Source organism: Flavobacterium cheniae (assembly GCF_004363695.1).
Lineage (GTDB): Bacteria > Bacteroidota > Bacteroidia > Flavobacteriales > Flavobacteriaceae > Flavobacterium > Flavobacterium cheniae.
The window spans coordinates 24894-42357 of record NZ_SNZC01000004.1; the positions used below are offsets into that span (position 1 = coordinate 24894).

At 32.7% G+C, this 17464-nt stretch carries 15 protein-coding genes; 8 read left to right on the forward strand and 7 right to left on the reverse strand.

The genetic code is table 11. The features are described 5' to 3' along the window. Positions 1–9: 9 nt before the first annotated feature. Both dgt and C8D80_RS10495 read left to right on the forward strand, forming a co-directional pair. Complete coding sequence (dgt, locus tag C8D80_RS10490) at positions 10–1350, forward strand: dGTP triphosphohydrolase (RefSeq protein ID WP_133610466.1); 1341 nt, start codon at positions 10–12, stop codon at positions 1348–1350. 89 nt (positions 1351–1439) lie between these two features. Further along, a complete protein-coding gene (locus tag C8D80_RS10495; protein WP_133610145.1) occupies positions 1440–4751 on the forward strand; it encodes a WD40/YVTN/BNR-like repeat-containing protein in 3312 nt (1103 codons plus the stop codon). A gap of 231 nt (positions 4752–4982) precedes the next feature. Here C8D80_RS10495 and rpmA read toward each other — a convergent pair whose 3' ends face one another. Together rpmA and rplU are read right to left on the reverse strand one after the other, a co-directional pair. After that, entirely contained in the window at positions 4983–5243 is a 261-nt protein-coding gene (gene rpmA / locus C8D80_RS10500; RefSeq protein ID WP_133610147.1) for a 50S ribosomal protein L27, read from the reverse strand. A gap of 29 nt (positions 5244–5272) precedes the next feature. Beyond that, positions 5273–5947 (reverse strand): 50S ribosomal protein L21, encoded by a 675-nt coding sequence (gene rplU / locus C8D80_RS10505; RefSeq protein ID WP_133610149.1) that lies wholly within the window; start codon positions 5945–5947, stop codon positions 5273–5275. 188 nt (positions 5948–6135) lie between these two features. On the opposite strand from rplU, the gene C8D80_RS10510 reads away from it, so the two are divergent. From C8D80_RS10510 to C8D80_RS10520, 3 genes are all read left to right on the forward strand, one after another. Continuing rightward, positions 6136–7461, forward strand: a complete 1326-nt coding sequence (locus tag C8D80_RS10510) for a M16 family metallopeptidase (protein WP_133610151.1) — start codon at positions 6136–6138, stop codon at positions 7459–7461. 12 nt (positions 7462–7473) lie between these two features. Beyond that, the gene (locus C8D80_RS10515; protein WP_133610153.1) at positions 7474–9525 is read left to right on the forward strand and encodes a M16 family metallopeptidase; all 2052 of its coding nucleotides are present in this window, start codon (positions 7474–7476) and stop codon (positions 9523–9525) included. A 111-nt stretch (positions 9526–9636) separates the two neighbouring features. Beyond that, positions 9637–10401 (forward strand): hypothetical protein, encoded by a 765-nt coding sequence (locus C8D80_RS10520; protein WP_133610155.1) that lies wholly within the window; start codon positions 9637–9639, stop codon positions 10399–10401. Between the two features lie 5 nt (positions 10402–10406). On the opposite strand, the gene C8D80_RS10525 is transcribed toward C8D80_RS10520, so the two are convergent. Continuing rightward, complete coding sequence (locus tag C8D80_RS10525) at positions 10407–11276, reverse strand: DMT family transporter (RefSeq protein WP_133610157.1); 870 nt, start codon at positions 11274–11276, stop codon at positions 10407–10409. 110 nt (positions 11277–11386) lie between these two features. Between C8D80_RS10525 and C8D80_RS10530 the strand changes: the two genes are divergently transcribed. After that, positions 11387–11755, forward strand: a complete 369-nt coding sequence (locus C8D80_RS10530; protein ID WP_133610159.1) for a heavy-metal-associated domain-containing protein — start codon at positions 11387–11389, stop codon at positions 11753–11755. A 32-nt stretch (positions 11756–11787) separates the two neighbouring features. On the opposite strand, the gene gldD is transcribed toward C8D80_RS10530, so the two are convergent. The 4 genes from gldD to mutY are packed head-to-tail and all read right to left on the reverse strand — an operon-like array spanning position 11788 to position 15145. After that, a complete protein-coding gene (gldD, locus tag C8D80_RS10535; protein ID WP_133610161.1) occupies positions 11788–12345 on the reverse strand; it encodes a gliding motility lipoprotein GldD in 558 nt (185 codons plus the stop codon). Between the two features lie 5 nt (positions 12346–12350). Next, positions 12351–13640 (reverse strand): gliding motility-associated protein GldE, encoded by a 1290-nt coding sequence (locus C8D80_RS10540; protein ID WP_133610164.1) that lies wholly within the window; start codon positions 13638–13640, stop codon positions 12351–12353. Positions 13641–13655: 15 nt separating this feature from the next. Next, positions 13656–14057, reverse strand: coding sequence for a single-stranded DNA-binding protein (locus tag C8D80_RS10545; protein WP_026725353.1), 402 nt, complete (start codon positions 14055–14057; stop codon positions 13656–13658). Between the two features lie 38 nt (positions 14058–14095). Further along, positions 14096–15145, reverse strand: a complete 1050-nt coding sequence (gene mutY / locus C8D80_RS10550) for an A/G-specific adenine glycosylase (RefSeq protein ID WP_133610166.1) — start codon at positions 15143–15145, stop codon at positions 14096–14098. A gap of 130 nt (positions 15146–15275) precedes the next feature. On the opposite strand from mutY, the gene C8D80_RS10555 reads away from it, so the two are divergent. Next, entirely contained in the window at positions 15276–15569 is a 294-nt protein-coding gene (locus C8D80_RS10555; RefSeq protein WP_008254909.1) for an HU family DNA-binding protein, read from the forward strand. Between the two features lie 333 nt (positions 15570–15902). Next, the gene (locus tag C8D80_RS10560) at positions 15903–17453 is read left to right on the forward strand and encodes an Rne/Rng family ribonuclease (RefSeq protein WP_133610168.1); all 1551 of its coding nucleotides are present in this window, start codon (positions 15903–15905) and stop codon (positions 17451–17453) included. The last annotated feature ends 11 nt before the right edge of the window (positions 17454–17464 follow it).

The window sequence follows — 17464 nt, forward strand, 5'->3', positions numbered from 1 at the left end:
AATCACATGATGCAGTGGGAACAATTATTGTCCTTAAAAAGACAAGGCGACACCAGTAAACGTTTACGAAAAGAGCAAGACGACACCCGTTTAGGCTTTGAAGTTGATTATGACCGAATTATTTTTTCTGCTGCTTTTAGAAGTTTGCAAGATAAAACGCAAGTCATTCCACTTTCCAAAACCGATTTCGTACACAACCGACTAACGCATAGTTTGGAGGTTTCGGTTGTTGGTCGTTCTCTTGGGCGTTTAGTGGGTAAGCAAATCATTGCAAAATATCCGCATTTACAAGAAGTTCACGGTTATCAAGCGAATGATTTTGGTGCGATTGTGGCTGCTGCTGCGTTATCACATGATATTGGAAATCCACCTTTCGGACACTCAGGAGAAAAAGCTATTGGCGAATATTTCAAAACTGGAAATGGATTGCAATACAAAGACCAATTAACCGAAAAACAATGGCAAGATTTAATCGATTTTGAAGGAAATGCCAACGGATTTTCAGTTTTAGCGGCTTCTCGTGAAGGAATTGAAGGCGGCTTGCGTATTTCGTATGCTACTTTGGGTGCTTTTATGAAATATCCGAAAGAAAGCTTGCCTAAAAAACCAACACAAAAAATTTGTGATAAAAAATATGGTTTCTTCCAGCAAGACAAAGCTTTTTTTGCTGAGGTGGCGTACGACTTAGGTTTGATTTCAAATAAATCTGGAAATGATATTGGTTTTGAACGTCATCCGTTAGCGTATTTAGTAGAAGCTGCCGATGATATTTGTTACACCATTATCGATTTTGAAGACGGAATTAACTTAGGTTGGATTTCCGAAGAATATGCTTTGGAATACTTAATCAAATTGGTTAAAAATGGAATCGATACCAAAAAATACAACGAATTACTTACTAAAGAAGATAGAATTAGTTATTTGCGAGCCTTAGCTATTGGAAGTTTAATCAATGATGCGGTAGCTGTTTTTATGGAAAATGAAAAAGCTATTTTGGCAGGAGAATTCCCGTTTGCCTTGATGGATAAAAGTCAGTACAAAGCGCAAATGAATGATATCATCCAAATCAGTATTAAAAACGTATATCAAAGTAAGGAAGTAATTCAGAAAGAAGTAATGGGTTATAAAATCATCAATAACTTATTGGATAGTTTTTGTACCGCTTATAATAAAAAAGAAAACGGAACGGCATCTAATTACGATGAGTTATTGTTAAAATTACTGCCTGAGCGTTTTCAGTTTCAAAAAGAAAATCTGTACGACAGACTGTTGCACATTTGTCACTTTGTATCGTTATTAACAGATGGTAAAGCTTTAGAATTATACAAAACTATTCAAGCAAATAAATGAATATGAAAAAATAATTCGTAAAAAATTTTTGATTTTCATGTAAAATGCTAATTTTGTTGCAATTGTAATAATTTAACCCCAATTTAACCATGAAAAAACAATTACTATTTTTACTTAGTACATTGTTCTTTTTTTCTTTTAGTTTCGGACAGTCAAATGTTGATAAGAACAAAGAAAAAGCGAATAAATCTACAAATGTTGTAGCTGTCAATAAGACATTGACAAAAAAGCAAGCCAAGGCGGTAAGAAAAGTGCACGCCAAAAATCTAGCAAATTCTCCTTTTAAAAACACACTTCAACTTTCAAAAAGCGAGAGAAAAGCAATGGGGATTCCTCCTAAGAAGTACTACGAAATGGAGTATGAATTGACAATGAATCCTGAAACAGGTAAACCTACACCTGAAAAATTAATTCAATTAAGAGAGCAATTACAAAGAGAAAGACAAGAAGCTCTTGCTAATGGAAGAACTCCAGGTGATGCTTCTGATAACAATTGGGTTGAAAGAGGGCCTAATAATGTTGGAGGAAGAGTAAGAGCTATTATGTTTGATCCTAATGATGCTACTTTCAAGAGAGTTTTTGCTGGTGGGGTAAGTGGCGGTTTATGGGTGAATAATGACATCACTTTAAATACTGCTTGGACACGAGTAAATATACCGGATAATTTAGCTATTTCTTCTATAGCATATGATCCCAATAATACTAATGTTTTTTATGTAGGTACTGGTGAGTCATACGTTGGTGGAGATGTGAATGGTGACGGTCTGTGGAAGTCTACAAACGCTGGCCTTACTTGGACTAAGATATTTGGCGGTATAACTGGTCCTACATCTTTTCAATCAGCTGCACTTGTGAGAATTAATTCTCCAGCTCCACTAATTAATGATTATGCGTGTTATCCAACTACAGCGTTTGGTCCCGCTTTAACTTCTAATATTACTGGAGACATTGTTTTAGTTAATGATGGAACAGGAGGAACATCATCTTTAGGATGTAATACTCTTACTAATGGAGCGCAAATAAATGGTAAAATTGCTCTAATAAGAAGAGGTAGTTGTCCGTTTTTACAAAAAATAAAAAATGCTCAAGATGCAGGTGCAATTGCTGTTATTATGATGAATAGTGTTGATGGTACTCCAATTCCGATGGGAGGTACCGAAACAGATCCTATCACTATACCATCTGTAATGATATCGAAAGCTGATGGAGATGCATTAGTTGCTGCCTTAGGTTCAAATACTATCAATACTACTTTAGTTGCGCCATTAGCAGGGCAATTCACGGGTAATTTAGTACCTGGTATTCAGCATATTAACGATGTTGTTGTAAGAAATAATGGGGGAGTTTCTGAAATTTATGTTGCTGCAGGAGATTCTTTTTACAGCAGTGCAAATGCCACTACTTTTTTAGGTGGGCCTCAATACGGACTTTATAAATCAACTGATGGAGGTACAACTTGGACGGAGTTAAGTTTGGGACTTACAGCAAACGATAACAAATATTGTCCTAATGATATTGAACTTGGTGCTGATAATTCAATTTGGGTTGCGACAACAAATAGTGTTGTTTACGGAGATGGTGGAGGTACGGTTTTTCAATCTATTAACGGTTCTTCTTTTGTTCAGAAATATAATAATATTGATGGTGATAGAACTCAAATAGCTCTTTCATCTAGTAATCCGAATAAAATATATGTCCTTGTAGAGGTAAAGGTTGTTGATCCAGGTCCGCCAGTAGTAGAGACAAGAGAAGCAAATATTTACTTGACAACCAATTCTTTTATTAGTACAACTCCGCTTAACGAGCCAGCTGCAATTCATGGTACAACAGCAACCGATTTTTGTAGAGGTCAGGCTTTTTATGATTTGATGATTAAGGTTGACCCAACTAATGATGCAATTGTTTACATAGGAGGAATAGATATTCATCGTTCAACAAATAGTGGTAATTCTTGGCAAACAATATCAAAATGGTCGGCAGGTTATGGAACGGGTGTATCTGTGGTACATGCAGATCAACACGCAATGGTATTTAGACCAGGGAATGCCAATCAAGCAATTTTTGCACATGATGGTGGTGTGAGTTATGCATCGAGCTTATCTGCTGCTCCAACTTCTACATCTGCGATTGCAACAAGAGTTAATGGTTTGAATATAACTCAATTCTATAGTTTAGGTGTTGCTCCAACTCAAGCTGTTAGCGGAATGACTTTAGCAGGAGATTATTTTGCTGCTGGCGCACAAGATAATGGTACTCAGTATTTTGCAAATGCAGCAGTTAATGTAAATGGTAGTACTCAATCTCAAGGCGGTGATGGTGCTTTTACTATGTTTGACCAGGGGGCTGATAAATATTACATTTCGAATTATGTGTACAATGAAAGCATAAACATTAGACCTCTTCCAGGATCGACTGTTACATCTAGAGTATTAGATAATGATGCCGATGGTAATAATGGAGCCTTTATAGCGCCAATGGTGTTAGATTCAAATAGAGATTTACTATATTCAGATTATTCTAATGGAACAACTTTTAGAATAAGAAGATATTCTAATATAAAATCTGGAACAATAGGTAGAACCAATTTAACAGATCCGCTTTTGACTGCGCCGCCAACTGCTTTTGCTGTTTCGCCATACACAACTGCTTCAACTACCCTTTTAGTAGGTACTCGTTTAGGTAGATTGTTAAGATTAACAACTGCAGATGCAACTCCAGTATGGGCTGATATTTCAGGGCCTTCATTTGTGGGTAGTATTTCTGATGTGGAATACGGTGCATCCAATAATGAAATTTTTGTAACAATGCACAATTATAATGTAGTAAGTATTTGGTATACAAAAGATGGTGGTGCAACTTGGTTGAACAAAGAAGGTAATTTCCCAGACATTCCTGTGAAAGCAATTTTACCAAATCCATTAAAAAATGTAGGTGGTTTTGCTACAGAAGTGATTATTGGAACTGAACTAGGTGTATGGTATTGTAATAATTTTGATACAGCTTCGCCAGTTTGGAGACAGTCTTATAATGGTATGAGTAATGTGAAAGTTACGGATTTAGACATGAGAAATGACAATATGGTTTATGCAGCAACTTACGGAAGAGGTGTGTTCTCGGGAATGTTTACTAATACAACACTTTCTTCGCTTGATTTTTCTCAGTCAAATAATATTAAGATGTACCCTAATCCAGCTACTGATTTAGTTAATATCTCTATCTCAAATTACGTTGGGGATTTAAAAGTAGATTTATTTGATATCAACGGAAGATTAGTTAAGACAAAATCAGTTGATTTTTCAGGTAACTATTCTTTGGATTTAAACGGATTAACTACCGGAGTTTACATTGTTAAATTGTCAGGTTCTGAGTTGAATTATTCAGAAAAGATTGTAATTAATTAGAGTCGTTTGATTTTATATAATAAAGAGCCAGTTGAAAAACTGGCTCTTTTGTTTTGTTTAAAAGTTGATGGATTTAGATTTTCTATCTGTGGAGATGGTGTTTTATAATCTCTTTTGGTCAAGTTGTTGTTGATGGTCTTTAATTTATCTAAGACAACACAGTTCAAACATAAGTAAATAAAAAAACCTCTCCATTGGAGAGGTTTTTAATATGTTTGCTAAATAAGATTATTAAGCTTCAAACGGAATTACAGATACATATGATTTGTTTTCCGCTTTCTTTTGGAATTTTACAACTCCATCAACTTTAGCATGTAAAGTATGATCTTTTCCCATGTAAACATTTTCACCTGGGTTGTGCTTAGAACCTCTTTGTCTAACAATGATGTTTCCAGCAATAGCAGCTTGACCACCATAAATCTTAACGCCTAAACGTTTCGATTCTGATTCTCTACCATTCTTCGAACTACCGACACCTTTTTTGTGAGCCATGATGTTTTGGTTTTATAAGTTAATAATAATTAAACAGCTTTACCACCGTTTAATTCATCTTGTAATTTTTTTAATTCGTCCATTTTACCATCAGCAGCTAATTGTGCTTGTTGAGCCCAAGTAGTTGGATCTAAATGTTGTACTTTTGAAGTAGATGCATCTAAAATAGCTTTTACTTCTTCAGCAGATGCAGCAGCTAATTTTGCAAATGTATCAATTCCTGCAGCTACTAATGCTTCAGCAGCTTTTGGTCCAATACCTTCTACAATAGCTAAATCATCACCTTTTTTAGAAGTTTTTGCTTTTGGTGCTTTCTCTTCTACGGTTTCAACTAATTTTTCAGCCTTTGGTGCTGCTTCTTTTTTAGGAGCTGCTGCTTTTTTAGTTGAACCACTTGCTAAAATTCCCTCAATTAAAATTTGAGTGAATGATTGTCTGTGACCGTTTTTCTTTTTGTAACCTTTTCTTCTTTTCTTTTTGAAAACGATTACTTTATCACCTTTTAAGTGTTGTAACACTTTGGCTTCTACAGAAGCTCCTTCTACAGCTGGGGCGCCTAAAGTTACTGTTCCGTTTTCATCTAATAAAAGAACTTTGTCAAAAGAAACTTTAGTTCCTTCTTCTGAAGCTAAACGGTGAACATAAACCTTTTGGTCTTTGCTTACTTTGAATTGTTGCCCTGCTATCTCTACGATTGCGTACATAACAATGATTTTAGTTAAAAATTTTAAGGTTGCAAATATACAATAATTTCTAAACCAAACAACTATCTGTCTAATAAAATAATAGAAATTATAATTTCAGTAAATTTTCTTGAATAAAATTTCCAATTATTGTAACAATATCTCGAAATTGCGTCTAATTACAATTATATCAAACAAATTAATAACGTATGAAAAAATCTTTAATGGCTTTGGGTACTGCACTAATGCTTGGCGGAACTGCTTCTGCTCAAAAAGTAACATTCGAGGAATTTGATTTAGACAATGGATTACACGTTGTGCTTCATCAAGACAATTCTGCACCAGTGGTTATTACTTCAGTAATGTATCACGTAGGAGCTAAAGACGAACAACCTAACCGCACTGGTTTTGCTCACTTTTTTGAACACCTTTTATTTGAAGGAACAAAAAACATTGGTAAAGGGGAATGGTTTAAATTGGTTACAGCAAATGGAGGAAACAACAATGCTAATACTACAGATGACAGAACGTATTACTATGAAGTTTTTCCTTCTAACAATTTAGAATTAGCTATTTGGATGGAATCTGAAAGATTGATGCATCCTGTTATTGACCAAAAAGGGGTTGATACACAAAATGAAGTAGTTAAAGAAGAAAAAAGATTACGTGTTGACAATCAACCTTACGGAAACTTAATTAAGGCTGTTAAAGAAAACATGTTTAAAGTACACCCATACAAATGGACAACCATTGGAGAAATGGAGCATTTAGATGCAGCTACTTTAGAAGAATTCTTAGCTTTCAACAAAAAATTCTATGTACCAAATAATGCAGTTTTAGTAATTGCAGGTCAATTTGACAAAGCACAAGCGAAAGAATGGGTTAAAAAATATTTTAGTGCTATTCCTAAAGGAGCTCCTGTAACTCGCCAAAAAGTTGAAGAAGCGCCAATTACAAAAGAATTTAAAGCAACTTGGCAAGATCCAAACATTCAAATTCCGATGTTAGTGGCTTCTTACAGAACTCCATCAATGAAAACACGTGATGCTAGAGTTTTAGATATGATTTCAGCTTACCTTTCTGATGGGAAAAGCTCTAAATTATACAAAAAGATCGTAGACGATAAAAAAATGGCATTACAAATTGGTGCTTTCAACTACAGTCAAGAAGATTATGGAATGTATTTAATCTATGGTTTACCAATGGGTGAAAATTCTACAGAATCTATCTTAAAAGAAATTGATGAGGAAATTGTTAATATGCAAACTGAATTAATTTCTGAAAAAGATTACCAAAAACTTCAAAATAAATTTGAAAGTAACTATGTTAGTAACAATGCTTCTGTTGAAGGAATTGCAGACAATTTAGCAACATATTATATGTTGTATGGTGATATCAATTTAATCAATACAGAAATTGAAATTTATCGTTCTATTACAAGAGAAGAAATTAGAGACATTGCAAAAAAATATCTAAACTCAAATCAAAGAATGATTTTAGATTATGTTCCTGCTAAAGACAAAGCTCAAAACTAAGATTTGAAGAATATGAAAAAATTTATATACATAGCAGCCAGTTTATTTTTAACAATAACTATGCAAGCACAAGATAGACCGCAACCAAAGGCAGGACCAGCTCCTACAATAAACATTAATAAACCACAAAGTTTTGTACTTAAGAATGGTTTAAAAGTTTTAGTTGTGGAAAATCACAAATTACCAAGAGTTTCTTTCAATCTTACTTTAGATAACCCGCCTTATGCAGAAGGAAATAAAAAAGGTGTTTCGGATATTTTAAGTGGAATGTTAGGTAATGGAACAGAAACTATTACAAAAGATGTTTTTAATGAAGAAATTGATTTCTTAGGTGCTAGTATTAATTTTTATGCTTCTGGTGCATCTGGAAACGGACTTTCAAGATATTCAAAAAGAATTTTAGAGTTAATGGCAGATGGCGCATTAAATCCGTTGTTTGACAAAGCCGAATTCGAAAAAGAAAAAGAAAAAATCATCGAAGGTTTAAAAGCAGATGAAAAGAGTGTGTCAGCTATTGCTCGTAGAGTAGAAGATGTTTTAGTTTTTGGAAAGGATCATTACAGAGGTGAATATACAAGTGAAGAAACGCTAAAAAATGTGACTTTTGATGACGTTATTTTAAACTACAATACTTATTTCGTTCCAGCTAACGCTTATTTAGTAATTGTAGGAGATGTTAACTTTAAAGAAGTTAAAAAAGAAGTAGAAAGACTTTTTGGTTCATGGAAAAAAGCGACTGCTCCTCAATTATCTTACACAGCTCCAAAAGACGTTCAATACAGCCAAATCAATTTTATTGATACACCAAATGCAGTACAGTCTGAAATTGCTTTAGTAAACTTGTCTAATTTAAAAATGACAGATAAAGAATATTTTTCAGTTCTTTTAGCGAACCAAATTTTAGGTGGTGGTGGTGAAGGTAGATTATTCTTAAACTTACGTGAAAAACACGGTTGGACATACGGAGCTTATTCTTCAATTGGTTCAGGAAAATATATCAGTAAATTCCGTTCAAGTGCTTCTGTTAGAAATACAGTAACAGATAGTGCTGTTGTTGAATTTTTCAATGAGATAAAAAGAATTAAAACAGATTTAGTTTCTGAAGAAGATTTAAGAAATGCAAAAGCAAAATACGTAGGTAACTTCGTAATGCAAATTGAAAAACCATCAACTATTGCTGGATACGCTTTAAATAAAGAAACTCAAGGTTTACCAGAAGATTTTTATGAAAACTACATTAAAAATATCAACGCAGTTACTGCAGAAGATATTAAAAATGCAGCTAACAAATATTTCTTATCAGATAAAACAAGAGTGGTTATCGTAGGAAAAGCTGGGGATGTTTTACCTGGTTTAGAAGCGATGAGCAAAAGAGAAAAATTACCAATTTTCTACTTTGACAAATATGGTAATCCTACAGAAAAACCAGAAGTTAAAAAACCTGTTCCTGCAGGAGTTACAGCTCAAACGGTTTTAAACACTTACATCAATTCAATTGGTGGAGAAAAAGCGGTTAAAAATGTAAAAACGTTAGCGGTAATGTCAGCTGGAACTGTTCAAGGAACTCCTTTAGAATTAGTAGTTAAAACAGCTCCTAAGAAAATGGGTGTAGAAATGAAAGCTATGGGAATGACCATGATGAAACAAGTGGTTAACGAAAAAGAAGCTTACATGGTACAACAAGGTCAAAGAAAAGATTTCAAAGATCAAGATTTGAAAGATATGCAAGCTGAAGCTACAACATTCAAAGAGTTAGCGTTATTGACAGATAAAGATGTTACCTTAACAGGAATTGAAAACATCAATGGAGCTGATGCTTATGCAATCAAAAACGGAAAATCTACCTATTACTATGATGTAAAAACTGGATTTAAAGTAGCTGAAGCTAAAGAATTAGAGCAAGGTGGTCAAAAAATGACACAAACTACTTACTATCAAGATTACAAAGATGTAAAAGGATTGAAATTCCCATACAAAACCATCATGAATGTTGGTATCGAAATCGAATTAATTACTACTGAAGTTAAAATTAACGAAGGTGTAACTGATGCAGATTTCAAATAATAAACAAAACATGAAATTCAGAAAGCGCTCAAGAAATTGGGCGCTTTTTTTTATTCAACAATATAAACTAAAAATGAAGCGTTATACTAATTACCAAAAAAAATCCAAATCATGAAAACCCGAATAATTTTAATTTTAACCTTGTGCTTTTCTTTACTTGTTACTGCTCAAAACAAAGAATCTTTTAATGAAATTCCAATAGTTGCATTTAAAGTTACTATTGACAGCGATACTGAAATAAAATTAAAATTTGGGAACTTTGCTAATTTGGATAATCTAAATAATGTTGAGATTAAAAACACTTCAAAAAGCATAACAAAAAAAGATACAATAAAAACATTTGACAATAAAAATAGAGTTATTCAAAAAATGATTAACATTGCTAACACTAGAAGTTTTGAATATTTAAGCAATGTTACTTATGATGATATTTTAAATATTCGTTTAGAAAAAGTTAATCATGGACATATTGATACTACAGCAGCAGGAAAATTAGAAATTAAGAACAACCAAATACTTTCTTCCGAAAATGTTCTGTATTACATAATGGATGAAGAATTCAATGTATATCAAAACAAAAAATTAGTAATTTCATTAATTACTGAACATTACGACAGAGTACAACACATCTTCTATTTTGAATACAATTCAAATGGTGACATCATAAGAATAGACGATGAAGTTCCGACAAAAAAACTTGTCGAGGATTTTAAACAAGGAAAACCAATTACTCCTCGAAATTTTGTAAATACTCCTATTAAAAACGGATCAATTATTTACAAATACATATATGATAAACAGAATAATTGGATTGAGAGAAAAATGTTTAAAATTGAAAACAATAAAGAAGTCTTAATTGAAACTCATAGAAAATAATTAAATTATTTCTTACTCGAAAAGTAAACGCCAACTAAAACAATCAAAGCACCTAATAATTGTATTACAGAAAGCGTTTCATTCATAAATAAATACCCTAAAATAAAAGCTACTACTGGAATAATATACGTGACCGAAGAAGCAAAAACAGGCGACGACAACTGAATTAATTTAAAGAATAAAATATTAGAAAATCCAGTTCCAACGACACCTAAAATAGCAATAAAACCTAATGAAGTTTGTACTTTAGTTTCGTGAACAATATCAAAAAATCCCGTAAAGTATAAAACAATTAAAGCGGGGAAAAACATAATTAAGAAGTTTCCTGTGCTAATCGTTAAAGGTTTTAAATCGGATAAGTATTTTTTAATTAAGTTGACATTGATTCCGTAAAAAATAGAGGCAATTACAATTAAGATAGCGTAGTAATAGTTTTCAGTAGTGTTTTCTCCATCACCAAATAAAACCAACAAAGCACAGCCAATAAACCCAATAATAACTCCAAATACTTGACTTCGTTGCACGCTCATTCCAAAAAAGAGCAATCCTGCCAATAATGTATTTAAAGGAGTTAATGAATTTAAAATCGAACTTATAGAACCATCAATTTTTGAAAGTGCAAAAGCAAACAAAAATGCTGGAATAAATGTACCACATAAAGCCGTTAACGCAATGTATTTCCATTTATGCAATGGAATTTGAGGAATTTGTTTAAACCCAACAATAATCAAAAACAAAGCTGCAAAAAGAATTCGTAAACTTCCTAATTGAACCGAATTCACGCCTTTCAAACCCAATTGCATTAAGATGAATGAACTTCCCCAAACACAGCCTAAAAAGCCTAATAAATACCATTTTGTTGAATTGTTTTCCATTGCACTATTTTGTTCGTCAAAATTCAGGCTTTATTTTTAAAATAGCACTATGAATTTTTGTAATTTTGCACAGTCTTTATTTAGAGACTTTTAATTTAACATTTGTAAGTATGAAAAATTTAAAAAATATTGGTTTAGCGCTTGTAATTGCTCTTTCTTTTGCAAGTTGTAAACAAGAAAACAAAGAAGTTGCGGTAGAAGAAACTAAAAAAGAAGCGATTTCTGAAGCAGATTTAGCTAAAATGCAGACTGCAAGTTTCACTATCGACGGAATGACTTGCGCTATGGGTTGTGCTAAAACAATCGAAAACAAATTAGCTGGTCAAGAAGGTGTTGGACAAGCAGTAGTAGATTTCGAAACTAAAATTGCAACCGTAAAATTCGATGCTGAAAAGCAATCGTTAGAATCGTTAACCAAAACCATTGAAGGTGTTGCTGGCGGTGATTCTTACAAAGTAACAGAGTCGAAAAAAATGTAATAAAAAAAGCCCTGAGATTATCAGGGCTTTTTTTATTTCCATTCTAATGTTTCTAAAATTCTTCGCATATCTTCTTTTAGATAATTTGCTGCTGGTAAAATGGAATCGAAATTAGGTTTTGCATAAAAATAAACGCTTCCGACTATAAAATTTTTTGTGCTATCAGTAACGTAAAATTGAGCGTTTGTAGCCGCGTTTCCACCTACTTCATAAAACATTCCGTACACTTTTTTCTTGTCGTTAATAAAAGGCTGTTCAATAATATCATCAGCTTTAACCACGTGATTATAAGTTAATGTTTGAGCATCGCGCAATAATTTATCGATGTTATTATTAACTGGTTTGTGTGTTAAATAAATTGTTGCTTTCATTTTTGGATAATTAATTTCGAAAGCACATGATTTATCTTTTATGTTAGCCAAATCATTTTTTTCAAAAGTAAAAGTACAATCCGAATTTAATTTAGAATATTTGGCTTTTGGATATTCCAAACTCAAATGTCCTTTTGGTTTTGGTAATGTTTCGTCTCCACAAGAAACCAATCCAAAAAACAATCCCAAACAACTTAATTTCAATATATTTTGTATCATGATTCTTATAACGTAACTTTTATTTGTTTTATTCTTCTCTTATCTACATTTTCGATGGTAAAAATAAGATTATGAAACGTTATTTTCTGTCTTTTCTTTGGGAAATTTCCAGAAATCTCGAGTAAGAAACCAGCTAAAGTTTCAGCTTCACCTTTTTTACTTTCAAATTCATTTTCATCCACATCAATTATTCGATAAAAATCTTTCAAGCTAATTTTACCTTCAAATAGGAAATTTTTATCATCAATTTGAGAATAAATCAAATCTTCATCATCAAATTCATCACTAATATCGCCCACAATTTCTTCCAAAACATCTTCTAATGAAATAATTCCAGAAGTTCCTCCATATTCATCCACCACTACAGCTAAGTGGCTTTTCATTCCCTGAAAATCTTTCAATAAATCGTCTAATTTTTTATTTTCTGGAACAAAGAAAGGTTGACGAAGTAATGTTACCCAATCAAATGTTTCACTATCAATGTGTGGAATCAAATCTTTGATAAATAAAATTCCTTCAATTTGGTCGATATTTTCTTTATAAACTGGAATTCTAGAATAGCCTTTTTCGACAATTTTTGGCATTATTTCTTCGAAAGTTTCTTCAATATTTAAAGCAAAAACATCTATTCTCGGACTCATTACTTGACGGACTTCGGTGTTTCCAAAAGTTACAATACCTTCCAAAATCTTCTGTTCACCGTCCGTTGTATCCGATTGTGAAGTCAATTCTAACGCTTGTGAGAGTTGGTTTACCGAAAAATTTCCTTTTTGTACATTCAGTTTCTTTTCAATAAAAAGAATACCATTTCGCATAGGAACACTAATCGGAGACAATACATTATTTAAAATCGAAATAGGAATTACCACTTTTTGGGAAAAATCCATATTATTTCGATTGGCATAAATTTTAGGTAAAACTTCTCCAAAAAGCAAAATGAAAAACGTAACTACTACCACTTCTAAAACAAATCGGAATACAGAAGATTCAATTCCGTTAAACAATCGTCCACTAAAAGAAGAGAAAATGATAACAATGGCGATATTCACAAAATTATTGGCCACCAAAATTGTAGCTAGTAATTTCTTAGGTTTTTCTAATAATCTGGAAATAAGAGTTCCTTTGTTGAAATCTTTATTTAGAATTTCATCTACATCTTTTTGAGATAAAGAAAAAAGAGCTACTTCAGAACCAGAAATAAAGGCAGAACAAGCGAGCAATATAACAATTGCTACTATTCCGAAAAGGAATTCAAAATCTATCGTGTGAAGTAAACTGGCAGGATCAGGATCCAAATTAAATTAATTTAGTTAAACATTAAAATCATCTGGTGCGCTACCTGTTGGTAAAGAAGATTTACTTAAATCAGTGTCTTTCTTAGTGGTCAAGAAAGTAAATTCGGTCACCTGAATTTCAGTAGTGTATTTTGTAGCACCATCTTCAGCTTGCCATTGACGCGATTTAATTCGTCCTTCAATGTAAATTTTATCTCCTTTTGAAAGGTATTTTTCACAGATTTCGGCTGCCTTATTACGAACGACAATGTTGTGCCATTCTGTAGAGGTGATTTTTTCTCCAGTAGTTTTATTGATATATACTTCGTTTGTCGCTAATGGAAAACGTCCGATGCAATTGCCTCCTTCGAAGTAATGCATTTTTACTTCATCACCTAGGTGACCTATCAATATTACCTTGTTTAAAGTTCCGTTCATGGCTTGTAAATGTATTAGGGTTAATCAAAAATAGTAATTTAATGCGAATTAAAATAATTTGAAACCATAAAATTATGAATTACAATTGGAAAAGGTAATTTTTCTATTGCTGTAAAAGGTTTTGAATCAGGTAATTTCGAAGCAAAACGAAGTTCGAAAAAACGAATATGCAAATGCTGGTGCGATAATTTATGAAGCGTGATTTCGTTTTGTAAAATTAAAATATCTGAAGGTTTTTGATTGTAGAATTGCATTTTTGAAATCTGATCAATCGCATCTTTTTCAGACAATAAAAAGTCGGTTTCTAAAAGGGGAAACTCATATAAATTTTCCCAAATTCCTTTTCCTTCGCGTTTTTGCACAATATAATTGGAATCCGAATCTTTCAAAATCAAATAATTCAAATAGCGATTCGTTACTTTTGTTTTCTTTGACTTTACAGGTAATTCTGAAACTTTTTTATGTTGAAGAGCCGCACAACTCGAATTTAAAACACAAGAATTACAATCCGGATTTTTAGGCATGCATTGTAGCGCACCAAATTCCATAATCGCCTGATTAAATACTGCAGGATTCTTTTTATCTAAAACTTCTTGCGCTAATTGTTGGAATTCTGTTTTAGTTTTTGGCAAGGAAATATCGCTATCTACATTAAAATAACGACTTAAAACTCTGAAAACATTACCATCTAAAACTGCAACAGGTTCGTTGTACGAAAAAGAAGCAATAGCAGCAGCGGTATATTCACCAACTCCTTTTAGCTTCAATAATTCTTTATATGTAGGTGGGAATTCTCCGTTAAATTCAAAAGCGATTTGTTTTGCTGTAGCATGTAAGTTTCTGGCTCTGGAATAATAACCTAGGCCTTGCCATAATTTTAAAACTTGTTCTTCATCGGCATTTGCTAGGTCAAAAATGGTTGGAAAAGCATCAGTAAAAGACAAAAAATAAGGCAAACCTTGCGCCACACGCGTCTGTTGAAGCATAATTTCTGAGAGCCAAATCGGGTATGGATTTGTCGTGTTTCGCCATGGTAAATCGCGCTTGTTCTGTAAATACCAATGAATTAAAGAGTTAGAAAATTCCATGATTTTTTATAAGGCAACAAAAATAAATCTTTAGTAATTAAAATTTAATCAATTAACGTTGAATTATTGTTTTTTTAATTCTTATATTTGCAAACTCAAAAAAATACACAAAATATAAATACGAAAGAAAATGACGAAAGCAGATATCGTAGCGAAAATTTCAGAGAAATTAGGACTTGAAAAAGGAGATGTTCAAGCAACAGTTGAGACTTTTATGGAAGAAGTGAAAAACTCGTTAGAAACTGGTGACAATGTTTATTTAAGAGGTTTTGGAAGTTTTATCATCAAAACTAGAGCTGAAAAAACAGGAAGAAACATTTCTAAAAACACTACAATTAAAATCCCTGCACACAACATTCCAGCATTTAAACCAGCTAAAGTGTTTGTAGAAAGCGTTAAAGAAAAAACAGAAGTTACAGTATAAAAACTATTTATTAATCTAAACACCAACATGTTATGCCAAGTGGTAAAAAAAGAAAAAGACATAAGGTAGCAACTCACAAACGTAAGAAAAGAGCGAGAGCAAACCGTCATAAAAAGAAAAAGTAGTTTAAAACTACTTTTTTCTTTTTTAGAAAAAAAAGTTCATTGAAATTAATCAATTTAACATTGATTATCGGGAAAAATCCTGTAAAATTATTATTTAATCCATCCTTACAATTAGCCATAAGCCTTAAGCTTTAAGCTGTATGCGTTTTACGCATATTGCTTATTACTTATTGCCTATTGCCGAAAAGTTCGGATAAAAATGTACTGCATGAACAAAGAGTTAATTATTCGATCAGGTTCAGACGCTGTAGATTTTGCCTTATTAAAAGATGGAAAACTAATTGAATTACACAAAGAAGAAGAAAAACAAAGCAATTTTGCGGTTGGTGATATTTTTATTGCCAAAATCCGTAAACCCGTTGCTGGCTTAAATGCCGCATTTGTGAATTTAGGTCATGAGAAAGATGCTTTTTTGCATTATCACGACTTAGGTCCAAATCTTCCTTCTTTAATGAAATTCATTAAACTTGTAAGCGCAGGTAAAATAAAAGATTATTCACTCAAAAATTTTCCTTTTGAAGCTGAAATCAACAAAGATGGGACGATAACAGATATTTTAAGTCCAAATCAGTCGATTTTAGTTCAAGTAGTAAAAGAACCAATCTCTACAAAAGGTCCCAGAATTAGTTCTGAGATATCTTTAGCTGGAAGATACGTGGTTTTAGTTCCTTTTTCGGACCGAGTTTCTGTTTCACAAAAAATAGAATCAAGAGAAGAAAAAGACCGATTAAAACGACTAGTTCAATCTATTAAACCAAAAGGATTCGGCGTTATTGTTCGAACAGTAGCCGAAGGCAAAAAAGTAGCCGAACTTGATAAAGATCTACAAACACTCCTTGAAAGATGGATGTCGATGAGCAGACGTTTACAAACAGCGCCTCATCCGTCAAAAGTCTTAGGAGAATTAAACAAAGCTTCCTCTATATTAAGAGATGTATTTAACGATACGTTTTCTTGTATACATGTAGATGACGAAGATTTGTATTTAGAAACGAAGGAGTATTTGCAAGAAATAGCTCCCGATAAAGTGTCTATCGTAAAACACTATCAGTCAAAAGACTTGCCTCTTTTTGAGAAATACAATATTGAACGACAAATAAAAACGTCTTTTGGAAAAACAGTTTCCATGAGCAAAGGTGCTTATTTAATTATTGAACATACCGAAGCTTTACATGTTATCGACGTGAACAGCGGAAATCGTTCAAGCAAAGCAACTAGCCAAGAAGATACTGCTCTAGAAGTTAATATGATTGCTGCAGCTGAAATTGCACGTCAGTTACGACTTAGAGACATGGGCGGAATTATTGTGGTGGATTTCATTGATATGCAAAATCCAGAAAACCGCAAAGTATTGTACGACTTCTTAAGAGAAGAAATGAGTGACGATAAGGCCAAGCATAAAATCTTGCCTCCTAGCAAATTTGGATTAATTCAAATAACTAGACAAAGAGTTAGACCAGAAGTTAATATTAAAACAAGAGAAGAAGACCCTAACAATGAAAAAGGGGAAATTGAAGCTCCAATTTTAATCATCGACAAAATAGCGTCTGACCTTGAACGCATTATAAAAGACCATAAAAAAGTTGTACTTAATGTACATCCGTTTGTGGCAGCATACCTTACAAAAGGTTTTCCATCATTACGTTCGAAATGGTTTTTCGAATATAAGAAATGGGTGAAAATTATACCTCGTGACGCTTACACGTATCTAGAATATCACTTCCTTGATAAAGAAGGAAATGAAATTATAGTAAAATAATATGGGATGTA

Bases quoted from the DNA above. Each gene is read 5' to 3' on its own strand.
- dgt (WP_133610466.1), top strand. From the start codon at position 10: ATGCAGTGGGAACAATTATTGTCCTTAAAAAGACAAGGCGACACCAGT.
- C8D80_RS10495 (WP_133610145.1), top strand. From the start codon at position 1,440: ATGAAAAAACAATTACTATTTTTACTTAGTACATTGTTCTTTTTTTCT.
- C8D80_RS10510 (WP_133610151.1), top strand. From the start codon at position 6,136: ATGAAAAAATCTTTAATGGCTTTGGGTACTGCACTAATGCTTGGCGGA.
- C8D80_RS10545 (WP_026725353.1), bottom strand. From the start codon at position 14,057: ATGAACGGAACTTTAAACAAGGTAATATTGATAGGTCACCTAGGTGAT.
- C8D80_RS10520 (WP_133610155.1), top strand. From the start codon at position 9,637: ATGAAAACCCGAATAATTTTAATTTTAACCTTGTGCTTTTCTTTACTT.
- C8D80_RS10555 (WP_008254909.1), top strand. From the start codon at position 15,276: ATGACGAAAGCAGATATCGTAGCGAAAATTTCAGAGAAATTAGGACTT.
- C8D80_RS10560 (WP_133610168.1), top strand. From the start codon at position 15,903: ATGAACAAAGAGTTAATTATTCGATCAGGTTCAGACGCTGTAGATTTT.
- C8D80_RS10525 (WP_133610157.1), bottom strand. From the start codon at position 11,276: ATGGAAAACAATTCAACAAAATGGTATTTATTAGGCTTTTTAGGCTGT.
- rplU (WP_133610149.1), bottom strand. From the start codon at position 5,947: ATGTACGCAATCGTAGAGATAGCAGGGCAACAATTCAAAGTAAGCAAA.
- mutY (WP_133610166.1), bottom strand. From the start codon at position 15,145: ATGGAATTTTCTAACTCTTTAATTCATTGGTATTTACAGAACAAGCGC.
- gldD (WP_133610161.1), bottom strand. From the start codon at position 12,345: ATGATACAAAATATATTGAAATTAAGTTGTTTGGGATTGTTTTTTGGA.
- C8D80_RS10515 (WP_133610153.1), top strand. From the start codon at position 7,474: ATGAAAAAATTTATATACATAGCAGCCAGTTTATTTTTAACAATAACT.
- C8D80_RS10530 (WP_133610159.1), top strand. From the start codon at position 11,387: ATGAAAAATTTAAAAAATATTGGTTTAGCGCTTGTAATTGCTCTTTCT.
- rpmA (WP_133610147.1), bottom strand. From the start codon at position 5,243: ATGGCTCACAAAAAAGGTGTCGGTAGTTCGAAGAATGGTAGAGAATCA.